Source organism: Streptomyces sp. enrichment culture (genome assembly GCF_964272895.1).
In the GTDB taxonomy this organism is placed as follows: Bacteria; Actinomycetota; Actinomycetes; order Streptomycetales; family Streptomycetaceae; genus Streptomyces.
In genome coordinates, this window is sequence record NZ_OZ186832.1 from 396,961 (window position 1) to 421,402 (window position 24,442).

At 74.0% G+C, this 24,442-nt stretch carries 25 protein-coding genes; 10 read left to right on the plus strand and 15 right to left on the minus strand.

Translation table 11 applies throughout. The annotated features are described in order from the left end of the window. Positions 1-175 precede the first annotated feature (175 nt). Both ACSU6M_RS01735 and ACSU6M_RS01740 read right to left on the minus strand, forming a co-directional pair. On the minus strand, positions 176-337 hold the full coding sequence (locus tag ACSU6M_RS01735; RefSeq protein WP_437066377.1) for a hypothetical protein: 162 nt from the start codon (positions 335-337) through the stop codon (positions 176-178). Positions 338-448: 111 nt separating this feature from the next. Further along, complete coding sequence (locus tag ACSU6M_RS01740) at positions 449-1,660, minus strand: cation:proton antiporter (protein WP_437066378.1); 1,212 nt, start codon at positions 1,658-1,660, stop codon at positions 449-451. A gap of 552 nt (positions 1,661-2,212) precedes the next feature. Between ACSU6M_RS01740 and ACSU6M_RS01745 the strand changes: the two genes are divergently transcribed. Both ACSU6M_RS01745 and ACSU6M_RS01750 read left to right on the plus strand, forming a co-directional pair. Next, positions 2,213-2,608, plus strand: coding sequence for a hypothetical protein (locus ACSU6M_RS01745; RefSeq protein ID WP_437066380.1), 396 nt, complete (start codon positions 2,213-2,215; stop codon positions 2,606-2,608). Between the two features lie 374 nt (positions 2,609-2,982). Next, positions 2,983-4,179 (plus strand): GDSL-type esterase/lipase family protein, encoded by a 1,197-nt coding sequence (locus tag ACSU6M_RS01750; RefSeq protein ID WP_437066381.1) that lies wholly within the window; start codon positions 2,983-2,985, stop codon positions 4,177-4,179. Here ACSU6M_RS01750 and ACSU6M_RS01755 read toward each other — a convergent pair. Further along, positions 4,166-4,768 (minus strand): HD domain-containing protein, encoded by a 603-nt coding sequence (locus ACSU6M_RS01755; RefSeq protein ID WP_437066383.1) that lies wholly within the window; start codon positions 4,766-4,768, stop codon positions 4,166-4,168. The two genes, ACSU6M_RS01750 and ACSU6M_RS01755, sit on opposite strands and share 14 nt — an antisense overlap. A gap of 121 nt (positions 4,769-4,889) precedes the next feature. Here ACSU6M_RS01755 and ACSU6M_RS01760 point away from each other — a divergent pair, with 121 nt between their 5' ends. Next, complete coding sequence (locus ACSU6M_RS01760) at positions 4,890-5,513, plus strand: TOPRIM nucleotidyl transferase/hydrolase domain-containing protein (RefSeq protein WP_437066384.1); 624 nt, start codon at positions 4,890-4,892, stop codon at positions 5,511-5,513. Positions 5,514-5,592: 79 nt separating this feature from the next. Here ACSU6M_RS01760 and ACSU6M_RS01765 read toward each other — a convergent pair whose 3' ends face one another. Further along, entirely contained in the window at positions 5,593-6,459 is an 867-nt protein-coding gene (locus ACSU6M_RS01765) for a GyrI-like domain-containing protein (RefSeq protein ID WP_437066385.1), read from the minus strand. 147 nt (positions 6,460-6,606) lie between these two features. Here ACSU6M_RS01765 and ACSU6M_RS01770 point away from each other — a divergent pair, with 147 nt between their 5' ends. After that, positions 6,607-8,406 carry a hypothetical protein gene (locus ACSU6M_RS01770; protein ID WP_437066387.1) on the plus strand — a complete coding sequence of 600 codons (1,800 nt, stop codon included), beginning with the start codon at positions 6,607-6,609 and terminating at the stop codon, positions 8,404-8,406. A gap of 179 nt (positions 8,407-8,585) precedes the next feature. Continuing rightward, positions 8,586-9,038, plus strand: coding sequence for an iron chaperone (locus tag ACSU6M_RS01775; RefSeq protein ID WP_437066389.1), 453 nt, complete (start codon positions 8,586-8,588; stop codon positions 9,036-9,038). Positions 9,039-9,054: 16 nt separating this feature from the next. Here ACSU6M_RS01775 and ACSU6M_RS01780 read toward each other — a convergent pair whose 3' ends face one another. Next, entirely contained in the window at positions 9,055-9,450 is a 396-nt protein-coding gene (locus tag ACSU6M_RS01780; RefSeq protein WP_437066390.1) for a GNAT family N-acetyltransferase, read from the minus strand. A gap of 85 nt (positions 9,451-9,535) precedes the next feature. Then, complete coding sequence (locus tag ACSU6M_RS01785; RefSeq protein WP_437066391.1) at positions 9,536-10,276, minus strand: PP2C family protein-serine/threonine phosphatase; 741 nt, start codon at positions 10,274-10,276, stop codon at positions 9,536-9,538. A gap of 230 nt (positions 10,277-10,506) precedes the next feature. Between ACSU6M_RS01785 and ACSU6M_RS01790 the strand changes: the two genes are divergently transcribed. Together ACSU6M_RS01790 and ACSU6M_RS01795 are read left to right on the plus strand one after the other, a co-directional pair. Further along, on the plus strand, positions 10,507-10,962 hold the full coding sequence (locus ACSU6M_RS01790; RefSeq protein ID WP_437066393.1) for a hypothetical protein: 456 nt from the start codon (positions 10,507-10,509) through the stop codon (positions 10,960-10,962). Between the two features lie 91 nt (positions 10,963-11,053). Continuing rightward, positions 11,054-11,569, plus strand: coding sequence for a hypothetical protein (locus ACSU6M_RS01795; RefSeq protein ID WP_437066395.1), 516 nt, complete (start codon positions 11,054-11,056; stop codon positions 11,567-11,569). A gap of 12 nt (positions 11,570-11,581) precedes the next feature. Here the strand turns inward: ACSU6M_RS01795 and ACSU6M_RS01800 are convergent, their stop codons facing one another. The 8 genes from ACSU6M_RS01800 to ACSU6M_RS01835 form a co-directional block, all read right to left on the minus strand. Further along, on the minus strand, positions 11,582-12,478 hold the full coding sequence (locus ACSU6M_RS01800; RefSeq protein ID WP_437066397.1) for an RNA polymerase sigma-70 factor: 897 nt from the start codon (positions 12,476-12,478) through the stop codon (positions 11,582-11,584). A 53-nt stretch (positions 12,479-12,531) separates the two neighbouring features. Continuing rightward, positions 12,532-13,686, minus strand: a complete 1,155-nt coding sequence (locus tag ACSU6M_RS01805) for an NAD(P)/FAD-dependent oxidoreductase (RefSeq protein ID WP_437066398.1) — start codon at positions 13,684-13,686, stop codon at positions 12,532-12,534. A 116-nt stretch (positions 13,687-13,802) separates the two neighbouring features. After that, entirely contained in the window at positions 13,803-14,627 is an 825-nt protein-coding gene (locus tag ACSU6M_RS01810) for a carbohydrate-binding protein (protein ID WP_437066400.1), read from the minus strand. Positions 14,628-14,665: 38 nt separating this feature from the next. Beyond that, on the minus strand, positions 14,666-15,598 hold the full coding sequence (locus tag ACSU6M_RS01815; RefSeq protein ID WP_437066402.1) for a helix-turn-helix domain-containing protein: 933 nt from the start codon (positions 15,596-15,598) through the stop codon (positions 14,666-14,668). An 85-nt stretch (positions 15,599-15,683) separates the two neighbouring features. Continuing rightward, on the minus strand, positions 15,684-16,184 hold the full coding sequence (locus ACSU6M_RS01820) for a peptidylprolyl isomerase (RefSeq protein WP_437066404.1): 501 nt from the start codon (positions 16,182-16,184) through the stop codon (positions 15,684-15,686). A 111-nt stretch (positions 16,185-16,295) separates the two neighbouring features. Then, positions 16,296-17,222, minus strand: coding sequence for a LysR family transcriptional regulator (locus ACSU6M_RS01825; RefSeq protein ID WP_437066405.1), 927 nt, complete (start codon positions 17,220-17,222; stop codon positions 16,296-16,298). Positions 17,223-17,424: 202 nt separating this feature from the next. Then, positions 17,425-18,120 (minus strand): type 1 glutamine amidotransferase domain-containing protein, encoded by a 696-nt coding sequence (locus ACSU6M_RS01830; protein WP_437066406.1) that lies wholly within the window; start codon positions 18,118-18,120, stop codon positions 17,425-17,427. 207 nt (positions 18,121-18,327) lie between these two features. Beyond that, positions 18,328-19,284 carry a GlxA family transcriptional regulator gene (locus ACSU6M_RS01835; RefSeq protein WP_437066408.1) on the minus strand — a complete coding sequence of 319 codons (957 nt, stop codon included), beginning with the start codon at positions 19,282-19,284 and terminating at the stop codon, positions 18,328-18,330. An 88-nt stretch (positions 19,285-19,372) separates the two neighbouring features. Between ACSU6M_RS01835 and ACSU6M_RS01840 the strand changes: the two genes are divergently transcribed. The 3 genes from ACSU6M_RS01840 to ACSU6M_RS01850 all read left to right on the plus strand — a co-directional run bounded on the left by ACSU6M_RS01840 (position 19,373) and on the right by ACSU6M_RS01850 (position 23,304). After that, positions 19,373-20,323 (plus strand): NADP-dependent oxidoreductase, encoded by a 951-nt coding sequence (locus tag ACSU6M_RS01840; protein ID WP_437074964.1) that lies wholly within the window; start codon positions 19,373-19,375, stop codon positions 20,321-20,323. Between the two features lie 117 nt (positions 20,324-20,440). Then, positions 20,441-21,622 carry an FAD-dependent monooxygenase gene (locus ACSU6M_RS01845; RefSeq protein ID WP_437066410.1) on the plus strand — a complete coding sequence of 394 codons (1,182 nt, stop codon included), beginning with the start codon at positions 20,441-20,443 and terminating at the stop codon, positions 21,620-21,622. Continuing rightward, entirely contained in the window at positions 21,622-23,304 is a 1,683-nt protein-coding gene (locus ACSU6M_RS01850) for a hypothetical protein (RefSeq protein ID WP_437066412.1), read from the plus strand. Before ACSU6M_RS01845 ends, ACSU6M_RS01850 begins: the two co-directional genes overlap by 1 nt. Here ACSU6M_RS01850 and ACSU6M_RS01855 read toward each other — a convergent pair. Beyond that, positions 23,264-24,430, minus strand: a complete 1,167-nt coding sequence (locus ACSU6M_RS01855; protein WP_437066414.1) for a MalY/PatB family protein — start codon at positions 24,428-24,430, stop codon at positions 23,264-23,266. The two genes, ACSU6M_RS01850 and ACSU6M_RS01855, sit on opposite strands and share 41 nt — an antisense overlap. Between the last annotated feature and the right edge of the window lie 12 nt (positions 24,431-24,442).

Genomic DNA, 24,442 nt, shown 5'->3' on the forward strand with positions numbered 1-24,442 from the left:
GACCATGGTCCTCTCGTCCGTGCGCGTTCGCCTGCGCCGGGACGCATCATGACAGGAGATTTGAACGCGTTCAAACCGAGCTCGGGCGGTCACCGCAACGCGCCGACCGGAGGACCGGGAGCGCGCGAGGGCCGGGAGCATCCGACGGCCGGACGCGCCGCGAGGGCCAAGAGCGCTAAGGGCTGATGCTGTCCAGGAAGTTGCCGATGGCCTCGACGACCCGGTTCCTGCGGCGGTGCGCCTTGCTGCAGTACCTGCGTGTGCGCCAGCGTCGCCGCTGCGGCACCGGTGTGCCGCACCACTCGCACGGCACCGTTCGTATCGCTCCCCCGATCATGCCGCCTACGGTAACCGAACCCGAAGCACTCCCGAGAGGCCCGAGGCAGTACGGCATCCGGACATCGGCGGCCGAACCCGGACAGGAAGCCGGGCGCCCTCACACCGGCGGTCAGACCTCCACGGCGACCGCGTCCGTCCGCTCCGCCTCCGCCGCGGCGGGAGCCGGAGCGGGGCGGGGAAGGAGACGGCGGGCCAGCGGCTCGGTCCAGCGGGCGGTGAGCGGACCGAGGACGACGAGGATCAGGACGTAGGCCGTGGCCAGCGGGCCGATGCGCGGCTCGACGCCCACGGCCAGCCCGGCGATGACGACGGAGAACTCGCCGCGGGCGACCAGGGTGCCGCCGGCCCGCCAGCGGCCCGCGCCCTGGATGCCGGCGCGGCGTGCGGCGTACCAGCCCGTGGCCACCTTGGTGAGCGCAGTGAGGACGGCGAGCAGCAGGGCGGGGAGGAGGACGGGCGGGATGGCGGCCGGGTCGGTGGACAGGCCGAAGAACACGAAGAACACGGCGGCGAACAGGTCGCGCAGCGGGGTGAGCAGGGTGCTGGCGCCCTCGGCGACGTCCCCGGACACGGCGATGCCGACGAGGAAGGCGCCGACGGCGGCGGAGACCTGGAGCTGCTGCGCGATGCCCGCGACGAGGAGGGTGAGGCCGAGGATGACGAGCAGCAGCATCTCGGCGTTGTCGGAGGAGACGGCGCGGCTGATCAGCCGGCCGTGGCGCAGTGCCACGTAGAGCACGGCGCCGACCGTGCCGAGGGAGATCAGCAGGGTCAGCGCGCCGCCGGCGAGGCTGACGCCGGCGAGCAGGGCGGTGAGGATCGGCAGGTAGAGGGCCATGGCCAGGTCCTCGATGACCAGCACGCCCAGGACGACCGGGGTTTCGCGGTTGCCGAGGCGGCCCAGGTCGCCGAGGACCTTGGCGATGACCCCGGAGGAGGAGATCCAGGTGACGCCGGCGAGGGCGACGGCGGCGACGGGACCCCAGCCCAGGGCGAGGGCGGCGACGGCACCCGGGGTCGCGTTCAGGACGAAGTCGACGACACCGGAGGGGTACTGGGTCTTGAGGTTGGTGACGAGTTCGGAGGCGCTGTACTCCAGGCCCAGCAGGAGCAGCAGCAGGATGACGCCGATCTCCGCGCCGGTGGCGACGAACTCCTCGCTGGCCTGGAGCGGCAGCAGTCCCCCGTGGCCGAAGGCGAGGCCGGCCAGCAGGTACAGGGGTATGGGCGAGAAGCCCACCCGGCCGGCGAGGCGGCCGAGCAGGCCGAGGGCGAGGATGATGGCGCCGAGTTCGATCAGCAGCGCGGTCGTGTGATGCACGGGCGTCGGACCTCCGGTTCGGTTCGGTGACGGCGTCAGTGCCTTGCGGGCGTCGGGCGGGGCCCGTCGCCCGTGAACGGGTGAGGATGGCGGGGGTGAGCAGGGAGCGCGGGCGCGTGGCACGCGGCGATCCGCGGGCGCGCGGGCCGGAGTCGGTCTCGGCGTCAGCCGGCCGAGGGCGTGGATCCGCGCGGGCGTCAGGCGGGGTGGACGGCGGCGCTGTCGGTATCGGGCACGCTGTCGCGCGCCGGGTTGTCGACACGGGCGTACATGACTCGGTCCATGTCCCGCCCCCCCTGGTGCTCCTTCGGCGGCTGGTCCGCCGTACGACAACCTCATAGAAGTGAGCGTCGACTCGCTCAATCGAGCGTAAGCGCTCGGTAAAGAAGCTTACCGTACGACGTATATCACCCGCAGCGCGATGCGGGATCCGCGACCGCAGTGCTCCGTGGCCGAGGACGAACTGCGCGCTCGGCGGGCCCCGTTACAGTGACGACGGCGTCAGTCGGTGGGCCCGCGACGAGGCGGGAACCGTCTCAAGGAGGCTCTGCGTTGCTCGACTGGAAGCGGATCAGCTCCGGCATCCGTCCCGTGCCCACCCCTGCGGCGACCTCGTTCGTCTGGGCGGTCACGGTGATCACCGCCTTCGCTCTGGTCACCGCTTTCAACGCCCTGGACGGGGAGGGCGATCCCACCTTCGACCTGGTCGCCCTGTCCGTGGTCGTCGCCCTGGTCAGCACCGGGGCGCGGCTGTCGGCGGCGCCCGGAACCGCCCTGCTGTGCTGGCTCGTCCTCAACGGCTTCGCCACCGCGCCCATGGGCGTGGTCACTTGGGAGGCCGCCTACGACATCCTCCGGCTGGCCTGTCTGCTCCTCGCGGCGGGCTCGGGGACCGTGGTGGCCCGCCTGGCCCACGCGCGGGCCGCCTACCGCCGGCTGACTCCGTAAGGGAGTCCCGTCGCTCGGCCCGGACCCGAGGGGGCCCCTGGGCGCGCGCCTGCCACGGGAACGGGGCGTACGGGCCGCCGCCGCCGGCCCGCCACGGGGACGGGGCGTACGGGCCGCCGCTCCGGCCTGCTGCGGCGGGCGGTGGACAGACGCCGGCCTGTGGCTGATTTTCGCTCTGCCGCGTCGCGGAAAACAGAACGGTCACATGGCCGAGAAAATGCCCTCCCCTACCTAGCGGTAACAAGGCTCGGCGTGCCACATTCCTGCCTGCCACCGGCCGGCGGTCCAACCCTCACCCTGTGCCACCCCGCCCTGCGCGATATCCGCGTGTCTGGATATCGCCTGTCTGGCGTGGCCGAACGACGGAGTTCGCCGTGTCCGGATTCTCTCTTTCCCTGGCCCGCGCCGGTGCGCGCGGCCGTGCCCGCGCCGTCAGACGGATCCTCACCGCCGTCATCACCGCGTCCCTGCTCGGCGCGGCACTGGCCGCCGCCCCGCCCGCCGCCGCGGGCCCCGGCAACGGGCCGACCGCCCTCGTGTCCCTGGGCGACAGCTACATCTCCGGGGAGGCCGGGCGCTGGCGCGGCAACAGCCTGAACGACGCCGGCGGCCGCGACGGCACCGACCGGGCGTGGACGGGCAGCGCCTACGACCCGACGCGGGTGTACGGCGACACCGCCGCGAACGGCTGCCACCGCTCCGACTCCGCCGAGGTCAGGAGCGCCACCGGGACCGGCGTGCAGGCACTTGTCAACCTCGCCTGTTCCGGCGCCACCACGGCCAACGTCTTCCGCGCCGCCTCCGGCGGCCAGTCCTACAAGGGTGAGCCGCCCCAGGCGGACCAGCTCGCCGCCGTGGCCGCCTCCTACGACGTGAAGGCGATCGCCCTCTCCGTGGGCGGCAACGACCTCGGGTTCGCCGGCATCATCGAGAAGTGCGCGAAGGACTACATCGTCTGGTACTCGTACTGCCACGACGACCAGCAGCCGATCGTGGACGCGAAGATCGACGCCGTGATGGCGAACGTCGCCCGGAGCGTCGACGAGATCCGTGCGGTGATGAGTGCGGCGGGCTACGGCTCCGGCACGTACCGGATCATCCTCCAGTCCTACCCCTCCCCCCTTCCGCGGGGCGCCGAGAACCGCTACGGCGAGAGCGGCTGGTCCCGGGTGAGCACCGGTGGCTGCCCCTTCTGGAACAAGGACTCCGACTGGGCCCGCGACTCCCTCGTCCCGCAGATCGCGAACCGGCTGCGCCAGGTCGCCACGGCCAAGGGCGTCGAGTTCCTCGACCTGCGCGACATGCTCCAGGGACGTGAGGTGTGCGCCACGGCGTCCCGGCTGGTCACCTCCGCACAGCCGCCGTCCGCCTCGGTCAGCGAGTGGGCCCGCTGGATCGACAGCGACGGCACCCAGGGCCCCGTCCAGGAGTCGATGCACCCCAACCACTACGGCCAGCTGGGCCAGGGCCGCTGCCTCGCACTCGCCTACACCGCGGCCCCGGGCGGCCACCACACCTGCCGCAACACTCCCGGTGCCGGGACCTCGGGGATGTACCTCAGCGCTCTGTGAGCCGGTGCCCGAAGCGCGCGGCCAGCGCCGTCACATCGGGTTCGCCGAACTCCTCGCGCAACGCCCAGAAGGCGGCGACCTTCTCGCCGCCGAAGCGTTCCACGAAGCGGGCGTAGGCGGACGCGGACAGGAACCGCGGCGGGTTCGACTTGCTGTGGAACTTGTCCGCGTACATCACCAGCCGTTCCTCCGCGGTCTCCGCCAGATAGTCACCGGGCGGCACGGGCAGGCCCTGCGCGAGGATGTCGTGCTTGGTCAGTCCGACGCCCGTGTGGCAGGAGCAGAAACGGCACACCCGCTCGGGAAGGTTCTCCGCGCGCAGGATCTCGTGGCCGAGCACTCCGTGGCGGATGTACTGGCGGTGATCGAGGCGGCCTTCGGAGTCGTAGAGCCGGTAGACCCCGATGTCGTGGAGCAGACAGCCCGTGCGCACCAGGTCGGCGTCCACCGGCGGCGCCGAGCGGGCGATGAGTTCCCGGGCGATGCTCCAGACGATCTCGCAGTGCGTGTGGACGAGGTCGAACGCCTCGGGGGTCGGCGCGTACTTCAGGTGCAGCGCGCGGATCTCTTCGACGGTGGGGAGCCTCACCCGCGGGAGCCTAACAAGACACCGAGGGCCACCTCGGCGCCGGTCGGGCTGTTCGTGGGAGGGGCCGGTGCGCTGGGAAAACTCGTGGCGTCGTGGGCCTCGCCCGGCGGAGACTCGTCCCATGGCTGACATGGGGGCGTTCCGGGACGCGGTGACGGCGTGGGCGGCCGGCGGTCCCGGCGATCCGGCGCGCGAGTCGGCCGAGCAGCTGGGCGTCCGGACGGTCGTGCTGGTGGAGGGGCTGAGCGACGCCGCGGCGGTCGAGGCCCTTGCCGAGCGGCGCGGCCGCGATCTGGAGGCCGAGGGGGTCTGCGTCCTGTCGATGGGCGGGGCGATGAACGTGGGACGCTTCTGCCAGGTCCTCGGACCGCCCGGCCTCGGTCTGCGTCTGACCGGGCTGTGCGACGAGCGGGAGCGCGGCTACTACGCCCGCGGCCTGGAGCGCGCCGGCGCGGCACCGGACCGGTTCCACGTCTGCGTCAGCGACCTGGAGGACGAGCTGATCCGCGCCCTCGGCGTGACCCGTGTGCGGGAACTGGTGCGCGAGCAGGGCGACCTGCGCCCCTTGCAGACCTTCCTGCGTCAGCCCGCCCAGCAGGGCCGCCCGGCACAGCAGCAGCTGCGGCGCTTCCTCGGCACGAAGAAGGGCCGCAAGATCCACTACGGCCGGGTCCTGGTCGAGGCCCTGGACCTCGACCGGGTGCCCGCGCCGCTGGAGGAACTGCTCGCCGGTCTGCGAGCCTGACCGCACGGTCGAAGCCCGGCCGCCGGCATGTCGACACGAGGACCGACGTCCGGGCCCGACCACAGGTGCCCGAGCCCGGTCAGGGCTGTTCCCGCTCCACCGGCAGCCACAGCTCGGCGTCGGCCTCGCCGCCGTCCGGGGACAGCCGGGTGCGAAGGATCTCCGGGCCGGGACGGCTGCGGTACGCAGTGGCGGGGAACCACTGGGTGAACACGTCCCGCCACAGCTCCTGAACGGCCCGCGGGGCCGGTCCGGAGGTGGTGAACACCGCCCAGGTGCCGGCCGGGACCGGGAGAACCGTGGTGCCCTCCGGGGCGGCCGCCGACGTGACGACCCCGTGGTAGTAGTCGAGTTCGGTGCCCTCCGCACGGCTCGGGTCCAGGTCGTCGCAGACCGAGACGATGCCCTGCGGCTCCTGGTCCGACAGCTTCTCCAGGGCCTGTGTGAGCCGCGGTTCGACACCGCGGACGAAATCGATGATCGCCCGGTTGGGTCCCGTGTGCACCAGAGGCACCCGGGCCTTCAGGCCGACGACACGGAACTCCGGCCGGTCCACGACGCGATATCGCATACTGCTGCTCCCTTCGACGGTGAGACGGAAGGCCAACCGGGGCTGGCTGACGAGCGCCGCGCCGGTGCGCCGGGCCTCGCCGGGGCCGACGCCGTGCATCGCGCGGAACGCGCGGGCGAACCCCTCCCCCGAGCCGTAGCCGTGGCGCACGGCGATCTCCAGCAGCGAGTCCCGCCCCGCCAGCACCTCCGCCCCGGCGGCGGTGAGCCGTCGCCGCCGGACGTACTCCGACAGCGGCATGCCCGCGAGCGCGGAGAACAGCCGGCGCAGGTGGTACTCCGAGGTGGCCGCGATCCGCGCCAGCTCGGCCGCGTTGATGTCCTGGTCGAGGTGGCTCTCGATGTGGTCCAGGGCCTGGTTCAGTCGCTCCAGCACTGCCGGGCTCCTTCCTGTCGTGCGATCACCACGCTAGGGGCGGGCGGGCCGGGCGGACCCGACATCCTGTGCCCGATCGGGTCGGGTGCGCGTGCGGCGGTACGCGGACCGTGGGGCGTTGTCAGTGCCGTCCGCCATGATCGGGGCATGAGCGAGATCGACACGGCCACTCCCCCGGCCACCCGCGTGTGGAACGGATTCGCCGCGTCCGCGGCCCTTCAGGGTCTCGTCGGCGCCTCCGGCTGCTGGGACCGCGACTCCTTCGCCGACATCCGGCGGCTCGGCCGCTACCTCGACGGCAGTTGGGCGCCCGCGCCGGGCGAGCGGGAGGTGCGTCCGGCCGCGGCGGGCAGCTGGACGGAGCTGATAGGGCGCACGGGTGCGCCGGCGCTGCGCGCGGTCTCGCCCGTGACCCGGCCGGAGCGCCGCGAGGTGTTGCTGGACTTCCTGGAGATGTGGGCGCACACCCCGTTCGCGGACCCGGCCTACCGGTTCCGGGTGGGCCGGATCGCCGCGCCGAGGTCGTTCACCGTGCGCGACGACCAGGGCGCCTCCTTCGCCCTGCATCTGCCGGCCGCCCGCCGCACCCTCTACGTCGAGGCGGTGTTCCCGGGCGCCGAGCACGCCCCGCGGCCCGAGGAACCGCTCTACGTCGTGGACTGCCCCCGCGGTTGGGGCACCGCGCGGCAGCTGCTGCGGCTGGTGGAACTCGTCCGGGAGCGCGGTCCCGTCCCCTGGGACGCGGACGCGGCCCTTGCGCTGAGCGAAGCGACCGGCCTCAGCCGCCCGGCCGCCGCCCTGGTCCTGGCCGGCAACCCCGGCGCGGGCGGCTACTACAAGCCGTACCTCGACGAGCACGAGCGTGCCGTCCTCGGCTACAAGGCCGGCGAACTGGAGGCGGCACGCGCCGAGTTGTCGATGCTGAAGGACGACGACAGGCTCGAACTGCTCACCGACGTGCTGCCCGAGGACCCCGCCGACCTGTGGGAGCCTGGCGCCCTCACCGAGGTCGCCGAGCGCACCGCCGCCGCCTGGGTGCGGCAGCACGCCGCCCGGCCGCCCACCCCGTGGAGCACCTGGCAGGCCGCGGTGGCCCTGGAGACCAGGATGCCCGCCGGCCACCTGTGCCAGCTGTTCCTCGATCCCGAACACGCCCCCCTGCCGCCTGGTTTCTACCTCGCCGTGTCGCCCTGTCCCGCCGAGTACCGCCAGCTGCGTACGGCGTGGGACGTCATGGGCGACTACGACGCCGAGACGCTCGCCGACGCCGTCTTCACCGGCCTGTCCTGGGTGTACGCGGACCTGCCCGCCGGAGACCCGCTGCGCGCCGGGGCGCCCGAGGTCGTCCGGAAGCTGCGCAAGGTGCTGGCCGGCGGCGACTCACCGGCCCGTGTCCTGCACGCGGGCCTGGTCCGCGGCGAGCGGGGCAGCCGGCGCTGGGAGTGGCTGACGGACGGCACCTGCGATCGTGTCCTGGCCCGCATCACCGCCGACGACCTGCCGCCGGGCCGCTACGAGTCGGACCCGCGCGCCTGCGTCCCCGGCCTGGTCGCCGAGGCCGCCGCCGAGCTCGGGCTGCCGGAGGACGCCGCCGCGCTGTATCTCCAGCTCCTGGTGCTCCCGGTGCCCTCGGACCGCAACGTGCGGCGCTGGAACGCCTGGACGGCGGCCCGCCACAGGAAGGCCGCGGCCGTGCTGGTGGAGCGGGGGCTGGTGGTCGAGGACCGGCGGGCGCGCGCGGGGCGCGCGCTGTTCCTGCCGGGGCCCTGGGCGCACGCCAAGAAGCCGCTGCCGCCGATGGAGGTCTGGAAGGCGCCGCTGATCGGGGCGCGGCTGAGCGGCGACGGGAGCGAGGTGAGATCGTTCGAGCTGCTTGCGGGCACGCTTCCGGAGCTGTTCACGCGGGGCTGGCGGCTGGTCCGTGAAGGACGGGGCCCGGCCGTGTGACCGCGGCCGTGCTCCCGCATGCCCCGCGTCGGCAGCCGGGTCCGTGCCGCCGGTCGGTGGCGGGCTTCCGTGGTGGTCTCCGTGGTCACCACGGATGCGGCCGGTATCCCGCCACGAGAGGCTGTGACCACAGCGAACGGCCCACAGGACGGGCCCTTCCGAGACCCACGGGAGCGACGATGGCCGGCACCGGGAACAGCACGTACGAGGGCTTCACCGCCGAGGAGCGGGCCGCGATGAAGGAGCACGCCCAGGAGACGAAGAAGGCCGCACGCCGCGGTTCGCGCGCCGAGAAGGCGGCGGAGGCCGAGCGGGACGTCCTCGCGAAGATCGCCGAGATGCCCGACGCGGACCGGGTCATGGCCGAACGCGTGCACGCCGTCGTCACGGCCGCCGCCCCGGCGCTGGCCCCCAGGCTGTGGTACGGCATGCCCGCGTACGCGTCGGACGGCAAGGTGGTCTGCTTCTTCCAGAGCGCGGCGAAGTTCAAGGCGCGGTACGCCACGCTCGGGTTCAACGACCCCGCCCGGCTGGACGACGGCCCGATGTGGGCCACCGCCTTCGCCCTCACCGAGGTGACACCGCAGGTGGAGGAGCGGATCGCCGACCTGGTGAAGCGGGCCGTCGGCTGACGCCCGGCCCGCCCGGTCACAGGGCGATCAGACCGGCCGCCGTCTCCTTGAAGCCGCACGCGACGAGGTAGAAGGGCCGCAGGTGGTCCTCGAAGTCGACATGGAGCCAGGTGCAGCCGGCGGCCCGTGTCCGCTCCGCCGCGGTCGTGACGAGACGCGCGCCCACACCTCTCCCCCGGCAGGGCCCGGCGACCACGGTGTCGAGGAGGAAGGCGTGGGCCCCGCCGTCCCAGACGACGTTGACGAAGCCGACCAGCGTGCCCTCCTGCGCTGCGCACACCCAGCCGAGGCTGTGGCGCTCCAGACGGGTCCGCCAGTCGGTCGCGGCGACGGGTGGTCCGAAGCCGTCGGCGTGCAGCGCGTTCAGGGCGGCGTTGTCGACGGTGCCGCGCCACTCGTAGGTGATCGTCATTTCACGATCGTACGAACTCCCCGGTGGCGGCGGGCCTTTGAGCGGTCGTCGGGCGGCGAGTGGTCCGTCGCCGGGCGGGCCGCGGTCAGTCGTGGACGCGGATCAGGGCGAGGGTGATGTTGTCGGGGCCGCCCGCCTCGATGGCGGCACGCCACAGTGCGAAGGCGGCGCGGCCGTCCTCGGGTTCCTCCAGGAGCAGGGCGAGGTCGTCGTCGGGGACGGGGTCGGTCAGACCGTCGCTGCACACGAGGTAGCGGTCGCCGGGGGTGAGGGGGCAGGGGGCGAGGTGCGGGGTGACCGGGGTGAAGCCCGCGCTGCCGCCCAGGGTCTGGGTGACGGCGGAGGTGGTGCGCCGGCCGGGGAGCGGGGGCGGGCTGTCGTCGACGCTGATCTGGCGCAGGCCCTCCCCGTCCTGGCGGTAGACCTTGCTGTCGCCGATGTTGAACGACAGCAGGGAATCCGTGAGGACGAGGACACCGGCGACGGTGGTGCCCATGGTGGCGAGTTCGGGATGGTCCTCGCCCGCCTCGAACAGCTCGCGGTTGCAGACCTCCAGCGCCCGGCCCACCTCCTGCGCGCCGGTCAGGGAGGGACCGAGCCCGGCCAGGCGGTTGACGACGAGACCGCTGGCGACCTCGCCTCCGGGATGGCCGCCCAGCCCGTCGGCGACCGCCGCCAGCAGCGGCCTGCCGCGGGGGAAGGCCAGGGTCTGGGGGCTGTCGGTCACGGTGCCGCACAGGGTCCACGGCCCGACGACGAGGCTGTCCTCGTTGTGGTCGCGGATCAGTCCGGGGTGACTCAGGGCGGTCACTGCTGTGTACGGCACGTCGCTGCCCGCCTCTCCTCGTCCCATTGTCCGCCGCCACGGCGGCCCTGTCAGGCGGACTGTCCGGCCTCCACGTCGACCGAGCCGCCGCCCGCAGGGCGTCCGCGGTGCCGAGGACCGGACGGGCCGTCGCGTACGGGAGTGCCGTACCTGCGCGAACTCGCCCTCGGCGGCTGCCGGTAGGCTCCTCGCGGGACAGAGGGCGAGGTCGAGCCGGGAGGGCCGTGAGCGTGAGGCGCAGACGAGCCGTTGTCGTGCCGGCCGTGCTGGGTCTGCTGCCCCTGCTGGCCGCCGCCGCGTGCGGTGACGAGCCGGCCAGGCACTTCCCCGGCGCGTTTCCCGGCACCCACACCGATGTGAGCGCGGAGCAGGCGTTCCGCGACTTCGACCTCCACCTGCCGCGGTCGGCGCACGTCGTCGGCTACTACGCCTGGTCCGAGGACGACACGTACCCCATGGCGGCCGTGCTGCGCATGCCCTGCACGGCGGTCGAGGACTTCGCCGCCGGCAGCGGGATGCGCCCGGCCTCCCCCGGCGAGCCGGGCACGACCGCGGTCGAGGTCTTCGCCGAGGGCCGCGGCTGGACCGGCGGCGACACGGACCCGCGCTGGCTGCGCGACAGCGACCACGCGGGTGCCGTCGCCCAGGGGACGGGCCCGCGCTGCACGGTGTACCTGCACACATGACGCGCGCGTCGGAAGACGGCAGGAGCGGCGCCCGGCCGCCTCGGGCCGGAGGGGCGAGACCGGCCGGTGCGGCGGTGCGAGGAGGGGGCGCATGGACATGAGGGTCGGTGTGCGACGACGTCTGCGGGGCGGTGTCCTCGTGCTCGTCGCCCTGTCGGCCGCCCTGAGCGGGTGCGGTGGGCCCGCGGACGGTACCGGGGCCGGCCCGAACGCCGTCGGGGGCGGTCTGCGGGAGGATCCGGGGCCGGTTCGCGCACGGTTCCCCGAGTTCGGGGACTTCGAGGCCGTGGTCTGGCGGGGCGAAGCCCTCGGGGACGGCGGGGGCCGGTCGGTGCCGGGGCCCACCGACGTGCGCATGTCCGGGGTGGTCCGGCTCGGCGGGGGCGACGCGGCGCAGCTGCGAAAGCGGTACGCCTGGCGGGAGGCGGCCGGTGGGCCGCGCGTGCCCGGCGGGCTGGCGACGCGGATTCCGGCCGGGGCGCGCTGGTGGTCGAGCGCGGACTTCACCCGTGCTGTCACGGACGGTCGCCATCCGGCGAGCTTCCATGTCGACCTCGACCGCAGGGTGCTCGTCTTCGACGCGGTGAACCCGGCGCGCGCGGACTGACGGCGTGCCCGGTCAGGTCTGGTCGCGGCCGGGGCGCAGGGCGGTCAGCTTGTCGGGGTTGACCTGGAAGCGCAGGTTGCGGATCAGTCCGTCGCTGAGGTCGAAGGTGACCGCGCCGACGGGGACGCCGCCGAGGGTGCCGAGGATGCCCAGTTCGCCGTTGAGCTCGACGGCTTCCAGGGCGAGCCCCTCCATGCCGGGCTTGGCGAGGACGCCGAGGAACCAGCGGGCGACGTGGTCCGGGCCGTACAGGGGCCGGCGGGCCGCGGTGATCCTGCCGCCGCCGTCGTTCCAGAGGGTGACGTCCGGGGCCAGCAGCTGGAGCATCGCGTTCAGGTCGCCGCCGGCGCAGGCGCTCAGGAAGCGGTCGGTGACCTCACGCCGTTCGGCCGGGTCGGCGTCGAAGCGGGGGCGGCGGGCCTGCACGTGGGCGCGGGCGCGGCGGGCGATCTGGCGCACCGTGGCCTCGGGGCGGTCCAGGGTCTCGGCGATCTCGGCGTGGCTGTAGCCGAAGACCTCGCGGAGCACGAAGACCGCGCGCTCGACGGGGCTCAACGTCTCCAGGACGACCAGCATCGCGGTGGACACGGTGTCGCTCATCTCGGCGTCCTCCGCGACGTCGGGGGCGGTGAGAACGGGTTCGGGGAGCCAGGGGCCGACGTACGCCTCGCGGGTCACGCGGGCGGAGGTGAGCCGGTTGAGGGCGAGATTGGTGACCGTGCGCACCAGGTAGGCGCGGGGGTTGAGGACCGTCGAGCGGTCCGTCGAGGCCCAGGCGAGCCAGGTGTCCTGAAGGATGTCCTCGGCGTCGGTGACGGTGCCGAGCATCCGGTACGCGGTGGCGAACAGCAGCCGGCGGTGCTGGAGATAGGGGTCCTGGGCGGCCGACGGCGAAGGGGTTCCGGTCATCGGATGATCATCGCAGTCGGCCCGCCGGCCCGGAAGCGGTCGTGGCCCTGTGGTCACCGCGTGGCCCTGCCGCCCTTGGACAGCTGCGGATTGATGTCGAGCCGCTTGCCGATCCGGTAGATGCTCAGCGGGCTGCCGCTGACCGACTCCTTGTACATCACCGCCCACCGGCCCTTGAGGTAGGCCCGCCTCGGGGTGTCGTCGGCGTGGGTGAACTGGATGACCGCGTCGCGTCGGCCGAGGCTGACCGGCTGGTGGAAGTAGCCGAAGCGGAAGGGCTTGACCCGCTTGCCGCGCAGCGCGCGGGCGATGGCGTCGGCGGCGTACGCGCCGGTGGGGATGCCGCTCTGGCAGGTGCCGTGGACGGTGCCCCAGTTCTGCCGTACGGCGGCCGCGTCGCCGATGGCGCGGATGTCGGGGTGGGACACCGAGGCGAGGGTTGCGTCGACGACGGTCCGGCCGCGGTCGTCGACGTCGATCCCGGCGTCGGCGGCGAGCGGCGGCACCTTCACCCCGGTCGTCCACACGCAGACGTCCGCGGGGACGAGCTCGCCGTCCGCGAGTTCCACGGCGTCGGGCAGCACCTTGGTGACGCGAGCGCCGGTGCGGACGGTGATGCCGAGCCGGGTGAGGGCGCGCCGGAGGTGGGCGCGGGCGCGGGGTCCCATCATCGCGCCGGGCTCACCGTCGCTGAGCAGGGTCACCCGCAGTCCGGGCCGGTTCTCGGCGATCTCGGTTGCCGCCTCGATGCCGGTCAGTCCGCCGCCGCAGACGGTGACGGTGCCGCCGGCCGCGGCCGTGTCGGCGAGCCGGGCGGCCAGCTCGGGCGATTCCAGCGGGAAGGCGTGGTCGGCGACGCCGGGGACGGTGTCGGTGTCGGTTCGGCTGCCGAGGGCGAGGACGAGGGTGTCGTAGCCGAGGGTGTCTCCGCCCTCGATCCGCACGGTGTGCGCCTCGGGGTCGATCGCGGTGGCCTGTCCCCGTACGAAGGCGATGCCGGTGCCGTCGAGCAGCCGCGGGATGCGGTGCTCGGCCAGCCGCTGCCCGGCGGCCACCTGGTGCAGGCGCAGCCGCTCGACGAACAGGTCGGACCGGTTCACCAGCGTGATGCGCACCGGCTGCCGCCGGGTGCGGTGGGCCAGCCGGACGGCGCACATCATGCCGGCGTAGCCGGCGCCGAGAACGACGACGCGGTGTTCCTTGGCCATGGTCGGCTCCCCTGGTTCGGTGCACCGGGCCGGTCCCGGTGACGTCCATGGGACAGACGACCGGGACCGGGCGTGACACCCTCCTCATGTGACCTGGGTCACATGTCCAGCAGGTGTCACAGGGCCTGCCAGAGCGCGGGGACGTTCGGGGGTTCCCAGCCGGGCTGGGCGGTGTGGGGCTGCAGGCACCGGTAGCCGCGGGCCGCGTAGGTGACCCGGTCGCCCGCACGGTAGGCGGCGCCGACGGTCCAGGTGCCGCCCGGCGGCGGGGTGTCGGTGGGGGTGGGGGTCGGGCCGGGGTCCTGGGGCACGTCGAGGACGAAGTCGAACGCCGCCTCCCGGCCGCCCTGGCCGTCGCGCACGGTCATCAGCAGTCGCGGGTCGAAGAGGGTGTCGGTGGTGTTGCGGGGCTCGTTCGGGAAGTACAGCTGGGTGGTCAGCACCGGCCGGCCGGGAGCCTGCACCTTGACGTGGATGTGCCGGGTGCGGCCCGGATAGAGGCCGGGCACGATCGTGGTGAGGGCGAAGGCACCGCGGGCGTCGGTGAATTGGTGGCCGCGCAGCCGGAACCCGGTGTTGTCGTAGGCCCCGTTGGCGTCCGCCTGCCAGAAGTCCAGCAGGGTTCCGGGTATCGGGCGGCAGGCGCGGCCGAAGACATAGCCGGTCACCGTCAGCCGGGTGCCGGGCAGTCCCGGTTCCAGCAGGCTGGTGCGCCGCGGCGAACGCGGCTTGAAGTACGGGCCCTCGGTCTGCGGCGGGGTCGGGTCGTCGCCGTCGTCGCAGGGCGGGGTGAGCGGGGGCGCGGTGTCGGTGGAGGCGAAGGCGCGCGCCAGGGCCGGGCCGCCGAGCAGGGCGGCGGGGACGGCCGCGGTGGCGGCGAGGGCGGCACGCAGCACGGTCTTGCGGGCGACGGTCCGTGGGGTGATCGGGTCGTTGTCCATACCTGCTCCTCGTGGGGGGCGTGGGATCGGCAACGAACCTAGGCGGGCGGGCGTGGGCCTTGAAGGGACTGATGGTGGCGGCTGTGGTGTTTTCGGAAGGCGCCGGGACTGGTTCCGGTCTCCCGCCGGAAGAAGCGGCTGAAATAGGCGGGGTCGGCGAATCCGGTGCGGGCGGCGACCTGTCGTACGGACAACTCCGTGTGGGCCAGCAGCTGTTGGGCCTGGTAGGCGCGCGCCTCGATGAGCAGGCGTCCGGGGCTGCGGCCGGTGGCCGCGCGCACCGCCTGGGTGAGATAGCCGGGTGTGACGCCGAGTTCGGCGGCGCATTCCCGTACGGTGAGGCGGGCGGCGTCGCTCCGGGCGATCAGCCGCGCGAAGTCCTCGGCCAGCGCCGCCTGCCGCCCGGCGGGCGCGGGACCGGCCTCGGCGCGGACCGGCAGCCGGGCCAGCCGGACGACGAGCACATGCAGCAGGGAGCGCAGGACGCTCTCGTAGCCCGGTGCGCGCTGCCGGTGCTCGGCGACCAGCTCGGCCATGAGCCCGCGCAGCCGCGTGTGGTCGTCGGCGTCCGGGGCGAACCAGCACCGCTCGCCCAGCCGGCGCAGCACCTCGCGGTCGCCGGGGTGGTCCACCAGGAAGTCGTCGGTGAACAGCACGAGCGTGCCGTCGAGGTCGTGGCCGCCCTCCCAGTGGTGCACCTGTCCGGGCCGGATCACGGCGAGGTGCGGCGGCCGTACGGGACGGCGGGCGAGGTCGACGACATGGGTGCCGGAGCCGGCGGTGACGTGGACGATCTCGTAGAACGTGTGGCGGTGCGGGTGGTCCGCACGGGACAGCGGACCCACCGCCTCGAACGACCCCGCCGCGAAGGGCACCGCCCCGGGCCCGGCGACTTCGAGCCGGTGCAGGGGCAGTCCGCCGGGCGGGGGCGTGGGGCAGGGTGTTCCCGGTGGGACGGTGGTCCCGCGCATCAGTCCTCCCGCGACGACAGGTACAGACCTATCGGGCGGGAGTCACGATGCCACGTGCGTCCGGCGCGGGGAACCGCTGAGTGCGTCAGCCGATGACCTTGGCGGACTCGATGACGATGGGCTCGGTGGGCACGTCCTGGTGGCCGCGGCTGCTGCCGGTGCGGACGGCCTTCATCCGGTCGACGACGTCCTGACCCTCGGTCACCTTGCCGAAGACGGCGTAGCCCCAGCCGCGCATGTCCTTGGAGGTGTGGTTCAGGAAGTCGTTGTCCGAGACGTTGATGAAGAACTGGGCCGTCGCGGAGTGCGGGTCGCCGGTGCGGGCCATCGCCACGGTGTACGCGGTGTTCTTCAGGCCGTTGTCGGCCTCGTTCTCGATCGGGCTCAGGGTGGGCTTCTGCTTCATCTCCGGGGTGAAGCCGCCGCCCTGGACCATGAAGCCGTTGATGACACGGTGAAAGATCGTTCCGTCGTAGTGGCCGTTGCGGACGTACGTCAGGAAGTTCTCGACGGTCTTGGGCGCCTCGGCGTCGGCGAGCTCGAGGACGATACGGCCGAAGTTGGTGGTCAGCTCGACGCTGGACATGGGAATCGCGCCTTTCTCGCGGGGACAACCGGAACATCTTGTCACGCAGGCAACTGCCGCACCCGCCAGGGACGCTCCGGCACGGACGGACGGGGCCGCGGCCCCATGCGGTCACCAGGTGCGGCCCGCCTCGAGAAGGAGCTCGCGGACCCGTGTGACATGGGGGTGACCGGGCCGTCCGGGCCGTCGGACGAGGTAGCCGGTGTTGATGGGCGGGTCGTCCGGCTCGTGCAGGGCGACGAGGGCGCCGGAGGCCAGTTCGTCCTGGCAGAGATAGCGCGGCAGCACGGTGAACCCGGCGCCGGCGGCGACCGCCGAGAGGACTCCGCGCAGGTCGGGCACGGTGACGGCGGCCGGGCGGGACAGCCGGGTACCGAAGACATGACGCCAGTAGCGCCGCGCGATGGGCAGATCCTCGGCGTACGTGACGAGGGGGACGGTGTGCAGTGCCGCGGGTCCCTCCGTCGCCAGCCGTTCCTTGACGCGGTCGGCCCACACGGGCGCGGCGAGCAGCACGAACTCCTCGTCCATCAGCGGCTCGGCGGTCAGTGACCGTCCGCGGGGACGGTAGGTGGCGATGACGAGGTCGTGGCGGCCGGCGCGCAGTTCGTCCAGGAGGGGGTCGGTCAGCCCGACGGTGATCCGCAGCCGTACGCCCTCGCCGACCAGCGGGGCGAGGGCGGGCAGCACACGGGCGCACAGGAGCTCGGCGGGACCGGCCAGGTGGACGGGCACGGCACGCCGCTCGGGCGAGGGCTCCTGACCGGTGGCGGCGGCCAGCGCGTCCAGCGGCGCGGCGACCCGGGCCGCGAGGTCGTGCGCCACGGCCGTCGGGGCGACCCCGCGCGGCAGCCGCGCGAACAGCTCGCGGCCCGTCTGCCGCTCCAGGGACCGGATCTGCGCGGTCACCGTGGGCTGCGACAGGCCCAGCAGTCCGGCGGCGGCGGTGAAGGAGCCGGAGCGGTAGACGGCCAGGAAGGTCCGCAGCAGGTTGAGGTCCGCGACGGGGAGGGAACCATCGGGATGCGGATGTGCCATGCGCACCAATGTATCGGCGCGCCTATGGCTCGGCGGGCCTATGGCTCCCTGGGTGGGCCGGCCCGGCGTCTTCGGCGCCTCGGTCGGGGGGCCGACCTCCGGCTCCGGCTTGCTCGGCACTTCGGCCGCGGGCCGACCCCGACCTCTTCGACACCTCGGCCGCGAGCCGACCCCCACCTCTTCGACACCTCGGCCGACGGTGTCAGCCCAGCTTCCTCAGCACCTCGGCCGCGAGCGGGGCGGACGAGGCCGGGTTCTGGCCGGTGATCAGGTTGCGGTCGACGACGACGTGCGGCGCCCACGGCTCACCGACCTGGACGTCCACACCGGCCTCGACGAGGCGGTCCTCCAGCAGCCAGCGGGCCTTGTCGGCGAGGCCGCCCTGGGTCTCCTCGGCGTTGGTGAACGCGGCCGCCCGGTACCCGGCGAAGGCGTTGGAGCCGTCGTCCTTCGTGGCGGCGAGCAGCGCGGCCGGGCCGTGGCAGACCACGGCGAGGGGCTTGCCGGAGGCGAGCGCGTCGACCAGCAGCGCGCCGGAGGCGGCGTCGACGGCGAGGTCCTCCATGGGGCCGTGACCGCCGGGGTAGAAGACGGCGGCGTAGTCGTCGAGGTTCACGTCCTCCAGCCGGATCGGGCGCTGCAGTTCGCCCATCGCGGCGAGCGCGGCGGCGACGCGGTCGGCGCCCTCCTGACCGCCGTTGTACTCGGGCGCGAGGCTGCCCTTGTCGACGGGCGGGACGACCCCGCCGGGCGTGGCGACGACGATCTCGTGGCCGACGGCCCGGAACGCCTCGTAGGGAGCGACGGCCTCCTCGGCCCAGAAGCCGGTCGGGTGCTGGGTGCCGTCGGCGAGGGTCCAGTGGTCGGCGCCGGTCATCACAAAGAGGATCTTCGACATGATGCTTCCTTCGGAGAGGGTCTGACGGCCGGGAAGGGGCCTGACAGCGCCTGCTCACCGGCGGCCCGCGCTCCGCGTTCCCGCGGCGCGGTGGCCGGTGCGGCGATGTCATCGAACGTAGACCCGTGCCGCCTGCGCCACCAATGGGGAAACCGATGCCTGGCATCGGCATTCCGATGGGTCCGCGGGAATACCCGGCGGGCCCGCCTACTCCACCGGGGTGGCCGCGCCCCGGAAGGTGCGCCGGTAGGCGAGCGGCGACACCCCGATGGCGGCGTGCAGGTGCTCCCGCAGCGAGGTCCCGGAGGCGAAGCCGACCTGCCCGGCGATGTCGTCGACGGCGAGGTCGGTGGTCTCCAGCAGATGCCGGGCGCGGTCGACGCGCTGCTGGATGACCCAGCGGCCGGGGCTCATGCCGACCTCCTCGGTGAAGCGGCGGGCGAAGGTGCGCAGGCTCATCCGGGCGTGGGCGGCGAGGTCCGCCAGGGACAGCGGTTCGTGCAGGTTCTCCAGGGCCCACCGGCGGGTGGCCGAGGTGCCGTTGGCGGAGGCCGCGGGCACGGGGTGCTGGATGTACTGCGCCTGGCCGCCGTCCCGCCACGGAGGGACGACACAGGCGCGGGCCACCTGGTTGGCGACGGCGGAGCCGTGGTCCTTGCGGACGAGATGGAGGCACACGTCGACTCCGGAGGCGGCACCGGCCGAGGTGAGGACGTCGCCGTCGTCGACGAACAGCACGTCCGGGTGGAGGGCCACCGTCGGGTACCAGGTGCGGAAGGTGTCGGCGAGGGCCCAGTGGGTGGTGGCGGGGCGGCCGTCGAGAAGTCCTGCGGCGGCCAGCACGAAGGCGCCGGTGCAGATGGACACGATCCGGGTGCCGGGCCGCACGGCGGCGAGTGCCCGGCCGATGTCCGGCGGCAGTTCACGGGTGAGCAGCGAGGTGTCGAACGGCGGCAGCAGCACCGTGTCCGCCGACGCCAGCACCTCGGGGCCGTGCCCCACGGTGACCGAGAAGTCGGAGTTCGTGGTGACCGGGCCGCCGTCGACCGAGCAGGTCAGCACCTCGTACCGGTCGGGGGCGGTGCCGAAGACACGGCTGGGGATGCCGAGTTCGAACGGATAGACCCCCTCCAGCGCGAGGACGACGACACGATGAACACCCATGGCACGATCCCGTCGAAAGATGGCTTTCATGCCATGGTACGGCCCCGGCCGGGCGGCGAGGCTGGAGCGCATGACCGACAACCCCACGATGCGTGCGATCAGCCAGGACGTTCACGGCGGCCCCGAAGTGCTCAAGGAGGTGGAGCTGCCCCGCCCGGTGCCGGGGCCGAGCCAGATCCTCGTCGCCGTCCGGGCGGCCGGAGTCAACCCCACCGACTGGAAACACCGCGCCGCCGGCCTCTTCCTGGAAGGCCGCCGGCCACTCGTCCTCGGCTGGGACGTCTCCGGCGTCGTCGAGGCCGTCGGCTGGGGCGTGACCCTGTTCAAGCCGGGCGACGAGGTGTTCGGGATGCTGCCGTACCCGCACGGGGTCGGCTCCCACGCCGAGTACGTCACCGGACCCGCCCGCGCCTTCGCGCACAAGCCGGCCTCGATCGACCACGTCCAGGCAGGCGCCCTGCCGCTCGCCGCCCTCACCGCCCGTCAGGCCCTCGTCGACACCGCCCACGTCACCGCGGGGCAGCGCGTCCTGATCCACGCCGCCGCGGGCGGGGTCGGCCACCTGGCCGTGCAGATCGCCAAGTCGCTCGGCGCGTATGTCATCGGCACGGCCAGCGCCCCCAAGCACGACTTCGTGCGCTCGCTCGGCGCGGACGAGGTGATCGACTACCGCACCACCGACTTCCGTGACGCGGTGCGGGACGTCGACATGGTCCTCGACACCCTGTCCGGCGACACCCGCACGCGCTCCCTCGACGTCCTGCGCCCGGGCGGCGTCCTCGTCTCCATCCTGGGCGGCACCGACCCCGACGAGCCCGCGAAGGCGGCGGCGCGCGGCGTGCGCGTGGAGACGATGCTCGTCGAGGCCGACCACGCCGGCATGACGGCCGTCGCCGAGCTCGTCGAGTCCGGCGCCCTGCGCGTCCACGTGGAGTCCGTCTTCCCGCTCGCGGACGCCGCCAAGGCGCACGCCATGGGCGAGACGGGCCGCACCACCGGCAAGATCGTCCTCACCGTGGACCGGACACACCCCGCCTGACCGGCCACGATCGCGGGGGTCCGGGTCCCGGCGGGGCGCGGCCGCGTACTACGCTCGGGCACCGGATCGACGTACATCCGACCGGGGCCCGGGCCCCCGCACCCCGAGCGAGGAACCATGCCCCAGCGCACCGCGACCGTCGTCGGCGGCGGGATCGGCGGCCTCGCGGCGGCCATCGCGCTGCACCGCCGGGGCTGGCACGTCGAGGTGCTGGAGCGGGCGCCGCGGTTCACCGAGATCGGCGCGGGCATCTCCCTGTGGCCGAACGCGCTGCGCGCGCTGGAGGTCCTCGGTCTGGAGGACGCCGTACGGGCCGCCGGCGCCCTCGACGCGGCGGGCGGCGTACGGGACCGGCGGGGCCGCTGGCTGTCGCGTACCGACAACGCGGAGCTGGAGCGCCGCTTCGGCCGGCCCCTGGTCGTGCTGCACCGCGCGGAGCTGCTGCGGGTGCTGGCCGGGGCGCTGCCCGCCGACAGCCTGCGACCGGGCAGCGAGGTGACGGCGGTACGGGACGACGGGCACGGCCCGGTCGTCGAGCACCGCGGGGGCGTGTCCCGACCCGACCTGGTGGTCGGCGCCGACGGGCTGCGCAGCGCGGTGCGCCGCGCCCTGTGGCCGGACGCGGCCGGCCCCCGGTACGCCGGTTACACCGCCTGGCGCGCGGTCACCGAACCGCTCACCGAGCGGCCGACGCAGGGCGCGGCGATCTGGGGGCGCGGGGAGCGGTTCGGCTACACGCTGCTGCCGGGCGGGCGGATGTACTGCTTCGGCACCGCGTCGCTGCCCGCCGGTACGGCCTGCGCCCCGTCCGAGTACGACGAACTGCTGCGCCGGTTCGGCTCCTGGCCCGACCCGGTCCCGGCCCTGCTCGCCGCCGTCCGCCCGGACGCGGTGCTCCGCCACGACCTCTACGAACTGCCGCCGCTGCCCTCCTTCGTCCACGGCCGGGTCGCGCTCCTCGGCGACGCCGCCCACGCCATGACGCCCAACCTGGGCCAGGGCGCGTGCCAGGCGCTGGAGGACGCGGTCACCCTCGCCCACTGTCTGGACGGCACCCCCGACCCGGCCGCCGCGCTGCGCTCGTACGATCTGCTGCGCCGCCCCCGGACACGGGCGGTCGCCCGTCGCTCCGCGCGCCTGGGCACGCTCGGCCAGCTGGCCTGGCCGCCCGCCGCGCTGCTGCGCGACACGGCCGCCCGGCTGACGCCGGTCCGGGTGACGCTGCGCTCCATGACCCCGGTGCTCGGCTGGACCGCGCCCAGCGGACCGGTCACCGCGACGAAGAACGAGACCCCCTGATGCCGGACTGGACGTACCACCCGCTGCGCGGCGCCGCTGCCGCCGTCCTCGGTGAGCGGCGCTCCCAGCGCACCGCCCTGCGCCTGCTGGCCTCGATCGGCGCCCGGCCGGCCGGCGCCCGGCTGATCTCCCGCGGGTTCGGGCACCGGCATCCGCCGCGCCGTCTCGCCGGTGAGCTCGGGGGCGTGCCTCTCACCGTCCGGCTCGGCATCGCCGTGCCGCCCGCGCTCGCCCACGACGTCGTGCGTGCCATGCCTCCGCTGGGCGCCGGCGTCGTCGAGGTCGGACCGGTCGCGGCGGCCGACGTGGAGACCGTACGGGAGGCGGCCGCCGGGCGGTCGATCCCGGTGGTCGTGCGCACCGGCGATCCGGAGGTGCGTGCCGCCCTCGGGGCCCATGTCGACGGCTTCACCAGCGAGGGCGACGCCCATGTGGTCACCGGCCCCTCGGTGACCGAGGCGGCCGCCGCGCTCGACGACCCGGACACCGTCGTCCTGGCCCGGCCCTCGGTGCTGGTCGCGGCCGGGCCCGGCTGGTTCGCCCGGGTCGTCGAGGCGGCCACGCCCACCGCGCCGGCCCCGCGGCTGCGGGACGTCGGCCGCGATCCGCGCCGCTGGCCCGCCTGGTGCTGGGCGCTGCTGGTGGGGCTCGGCATGACGGTGGCCGGGCTCTGCGCGGCGGGGATCACCCTGGGGCCGGTGCTGCTCTGGTACGACCGCGACTACCTCGGCATGACGCTGCACGACCTGCACGCCGCCAACCACCACCTCGTGCACTTCCTCCAGCACGACCGGATCACCATGGCCGGCACGATGGTGTCCATCGGCGCCCTCTACACCGGCCTCGCGGTGGGCGGGATCCGGCGCAACCGGCCGTGGGCCCGCGAGGTGTTCCTGCTGTCGGGGGCGGTCGGCTTCCCCACCCTCTTCTACTTCCTGGCGACCGGCTTCGTGGAGCCCCTGCACACGGCCGCCGCGCTGGTGCTGTTCCCGATGTTCCTGGCCGGGGTCCGCCGCGTCCCGCACACCGCGCGCTGGCGGCGGGTGCCCGAGGGGCCGGAGCGGGAGCGGCGGCGGGCGCTGACCGGCCAGCTGCTGCTGATCGTGACGGGCGTGGGGCTGTTCGTCGGCGGCGCGGTGATCTCGGTGGTCGGTCTGACGGGGGTGTTCGTGCCGACGGATCTGACCTTCCTCGGCACGAGTGCCGAGGCGCTGGAGGAGGTCAGCCCGCGGCTCGTGCCCTTCGTCGCGCACGACCGGGCGGGGTTCGGCGGCGCCCTGATGTCCGCCGCGGTGGCGATCACCCTGCTCAGCGCGTGGGGCTGGCGGCGGGGCGAGGCGTGGGTGTTCTGGAGCCTGGCCGTCGCCGCGGCCGCCGGGTTCCTGCCGGCCGTGGTGGTGCACGGGACGATCCGCTACACCGACCTCGTCCACCTCGCGCCGGTCTACCTCGGGATCGCGCTGACGGCGACGGGGCTGCTGCTGGCGCGGCCCTATCTGTGCGCCTCGGAGTCCGTCGCCGAAGACCCGGCGTCCCTCACGGAGGACTCGGCCTCGGTCGCCGACGACTCGGAGACGGTCGCCGAAGACTCGGAGACGGTCACCGACGACTCGGCGTCCCTCACCGAAGACTCGGCCTGCCTCACCGAAGAGCGGACGCCATCCGCCGTACCGCCTCGGTGAGGATCTCGGGCGAGGTCGCCAGGTTCAGCCGGACGAAGCCGGTGCCGCCGGTACCGAAGGGGATGCCGGAGTTCAGCGCCACCCGGCCGCGGTCCAGGAAGACGGCGGCCGGGTCGTCGCCCAGCTCCAGCGGGCGGCAGTCCAGCCAGGCGAGGTAGGTGGCCTCGCCCGGCCGGTGGTCCACGCCGGGCAGGTGCGCGGCGAGCAGCGCGGCCAGCAGCCGCCGGTTCTCGTCGAGGCCGGCCAGCAGTGCGTCGAGCCAGTCGCCGCCGTCGCGCAGGGCCGCGGTGTGGGCGATGATCCCGAGGTGGCTGGGGCCGTGGCTCACCTCCTCGGGCAGCCGGGCGAGGTCGTCGGCCGCCGCCGGACCCGCGACGGCCACGGCGGCCTTCAGCCCGGCCAGGTTCCACGCCTTGGAGGCCGACATCAGCGACAGCCCGTCCTCGCCGCCGGGCACGCTCAGATACGGCACGAAGGACGCCCCGGCGGCCACGATCGGGGCGTGGATCTCGTCGGCGACGACCCGCACCCCGTGCGTCCGCGCGAGCCGGGCCACCCGTGCCAGCTCCTCGGCGGTGTGCAGGGTCCCGGTCGGGTTGTGCGGGCTGCACAGCAGGTAGGCGGGAGTCCGCCCGGCCCGCGCGGCCCGCCCGAAGGCGGCCTCCAGCGCCGCGAAGTCGATGCGGCCGTCCGGCCCCAGCGGCGCCTCGACGATGGGGCGCCCCAGGCTCCGTACGAACTGGTAGAACGGCGGATACACCGGGCAGTTGACGACGACCGGGTCGCCCGGTCCGGACACCAGCTTGAGCATCTCCACGACGCCGAGCATCACGTCCGGCACGAGGGCCGTGCGCTCCACCCGCAGGCCGTCCCAGTCCCAGCGTTTGCGCGCGAACTCCGCGAGCGCCTCGGCGTATGCGGTGCCGGCCGGATAGCCGGTGTCGCCGTGTCCGACCGCGTCCGTGATCGCGCGGGCGACCGGCTCGGCCAGCGGCACGTCCATCTCCGCGACCCACAGCGGCAGGACGTCCTGCGGGTAGGTGCGCCATTTGACGCTGGTCCGCCGGCGGAGCTGGTCCAGCGTGAGCTGCCGCAGCGGGTTGGCGGTGACGGTGTCCCGAGGCATGGCCTCACCGTA

What these genes read in the sequence shown, in the direction of transcription:
- ACSU6M_RS01735 (WP_437066377.1), bottom strand. Translation starts at nt 337, where the DNA reads ATGATCGGGGGAGCGATACGAACGGTGCCGTGCGAGTGGTGCGGCACA.
- ACSU6M_RS01760 (WP_437066384.1), top strand. Translation starts at nt 4,890, where the DNA reads ATGGCTGACATGGGGGCGTTCCGGGACGCGGTGACGGCGTGGGCGGCC.
- ACSU6M_RS01770 (WP_437066387.1), top strand. Translation starts at nt 6,607, where the DNA reads ATGAGCGAGATCGACACGGCCACTCCCCCGGCCACCCGCGTGTGGAAC.
- ACSU6M_RS01775 (WP_437066389.1), top strand. Translation starts at nt 8,586, where the DNA reads ATGGCCGGCACCGGGAACAGCACGTACGAGGGCTTCACCGCCGAGGAG.
- ACSU6M_RS01780 (WP_437066390.1), bottom strand. Translation starts at nt 9,450, where the DNA reads ATGACGATCACCTACGAGTGGCGCGGCACCGTCGACAACGCCGCCCTG.
- ACSU6M_RS01795 (WP_437066395.1), top strand. Translation starts at nt 11,054, where the DNA reads ATGGACATGAGGGTCGGTGTGCGACGACGTCTGCGGGGCGGTGTCCTC.
- ACSU6M_RS01800 (WP_437066397.1), bottom strand. Translation starts at nt 12,478, where the DNA reads ATGACCGGAACCCCTTCGCCGTCGGCCGCCCAGGACCCCTATCTCCAG.
- ACSU6M_RS01805 (WP_437066398.1), bottom strand. Translation starts at nt 13,686, where the DNA reads ATGGCCAAGGAACACCGCGTCGTCGTTCTCGGCGCCGGCTACGCCGGC.
- ACSU6M_RS01810 (WP_437066400.1), bottom strand. Translation starts at nt 14,627, where the DNA reads ATGGACAACGACCCGATCACCCCACGGACCGTCGCCCGCAAGACCGTG.
- ACSU6M_RS01815 (WP_437066402.1), bottom strand. Translation starts at nt 15,598, where the DNA reads ATGCGCGGGACCACCGTCCCACCGGGAACACCCTGCCCCACGCCCCCG.
- ACSU6M_RS01820 (WP_437066404.1), bottom strand. Translation starts at nt 16,184, where the DNA reads ATGTCCAGCGTCGAGCTGACCACCAACTTCGGCCGTATCGTCCTCGAG.
- ACSU6M_RS01825 (WP_437066405.1), bottom strand. Translation starts at nt 17,222, where the DNA reads ATGGCACATCCGCATCCCGATGGTTCCCTCCCCGTCGCGGACCTCAAC.
- ACSU6M_RS01830 (WP_437066406.1), bottom strand. Translation starts at nt 18,120, where the DNA reads ATGTCGAAGATCCTCTTTGTGATGACCGGCGCCGACCACTGGACCCTC.
- ACSU6M_RS01835 (WP_437066408.1), bottom strand. Translation starts at nt 19,284, where the DNA reads ATGGGTGTTCATCGTGTCGTCGTCCTCGCGCTGGAGGGGGTCTATCCG.
- ACSU6M_RS01840 (WP_437074964.1), top strand. Translation starts at nt 19,373, where the DNA reads ATGCGTGCGATCAGCCAGGACGTTCACGGCGGCCCCGAAGTGCTCAAG.
- ACSU6M_RS01845 (WP_437066410.1), top strand. Translation starts at nt 20,441, where the DNA reads ATGCCCCAGCGCACCGCGACCGTCGTCGGCGGCGGGATCGGCGGCCTC.
- ACSU6M_RS01850 (WP_437066412.1), top strand. Translation starts at nt 21,622, where the DNA reads ATGCCGGACTGGACGTACCACCCGCTGCGCGGCGCCGCTGCCGCCGTC.
- ACSU6M_RS01855 (WP_437066414.1), bottom strand. Translation starts at nt 24,430, where the DNA reads ATGCCTCGGGACACCGTCACCGCCAACCCGCTGCGGCAGCTCACGCTG.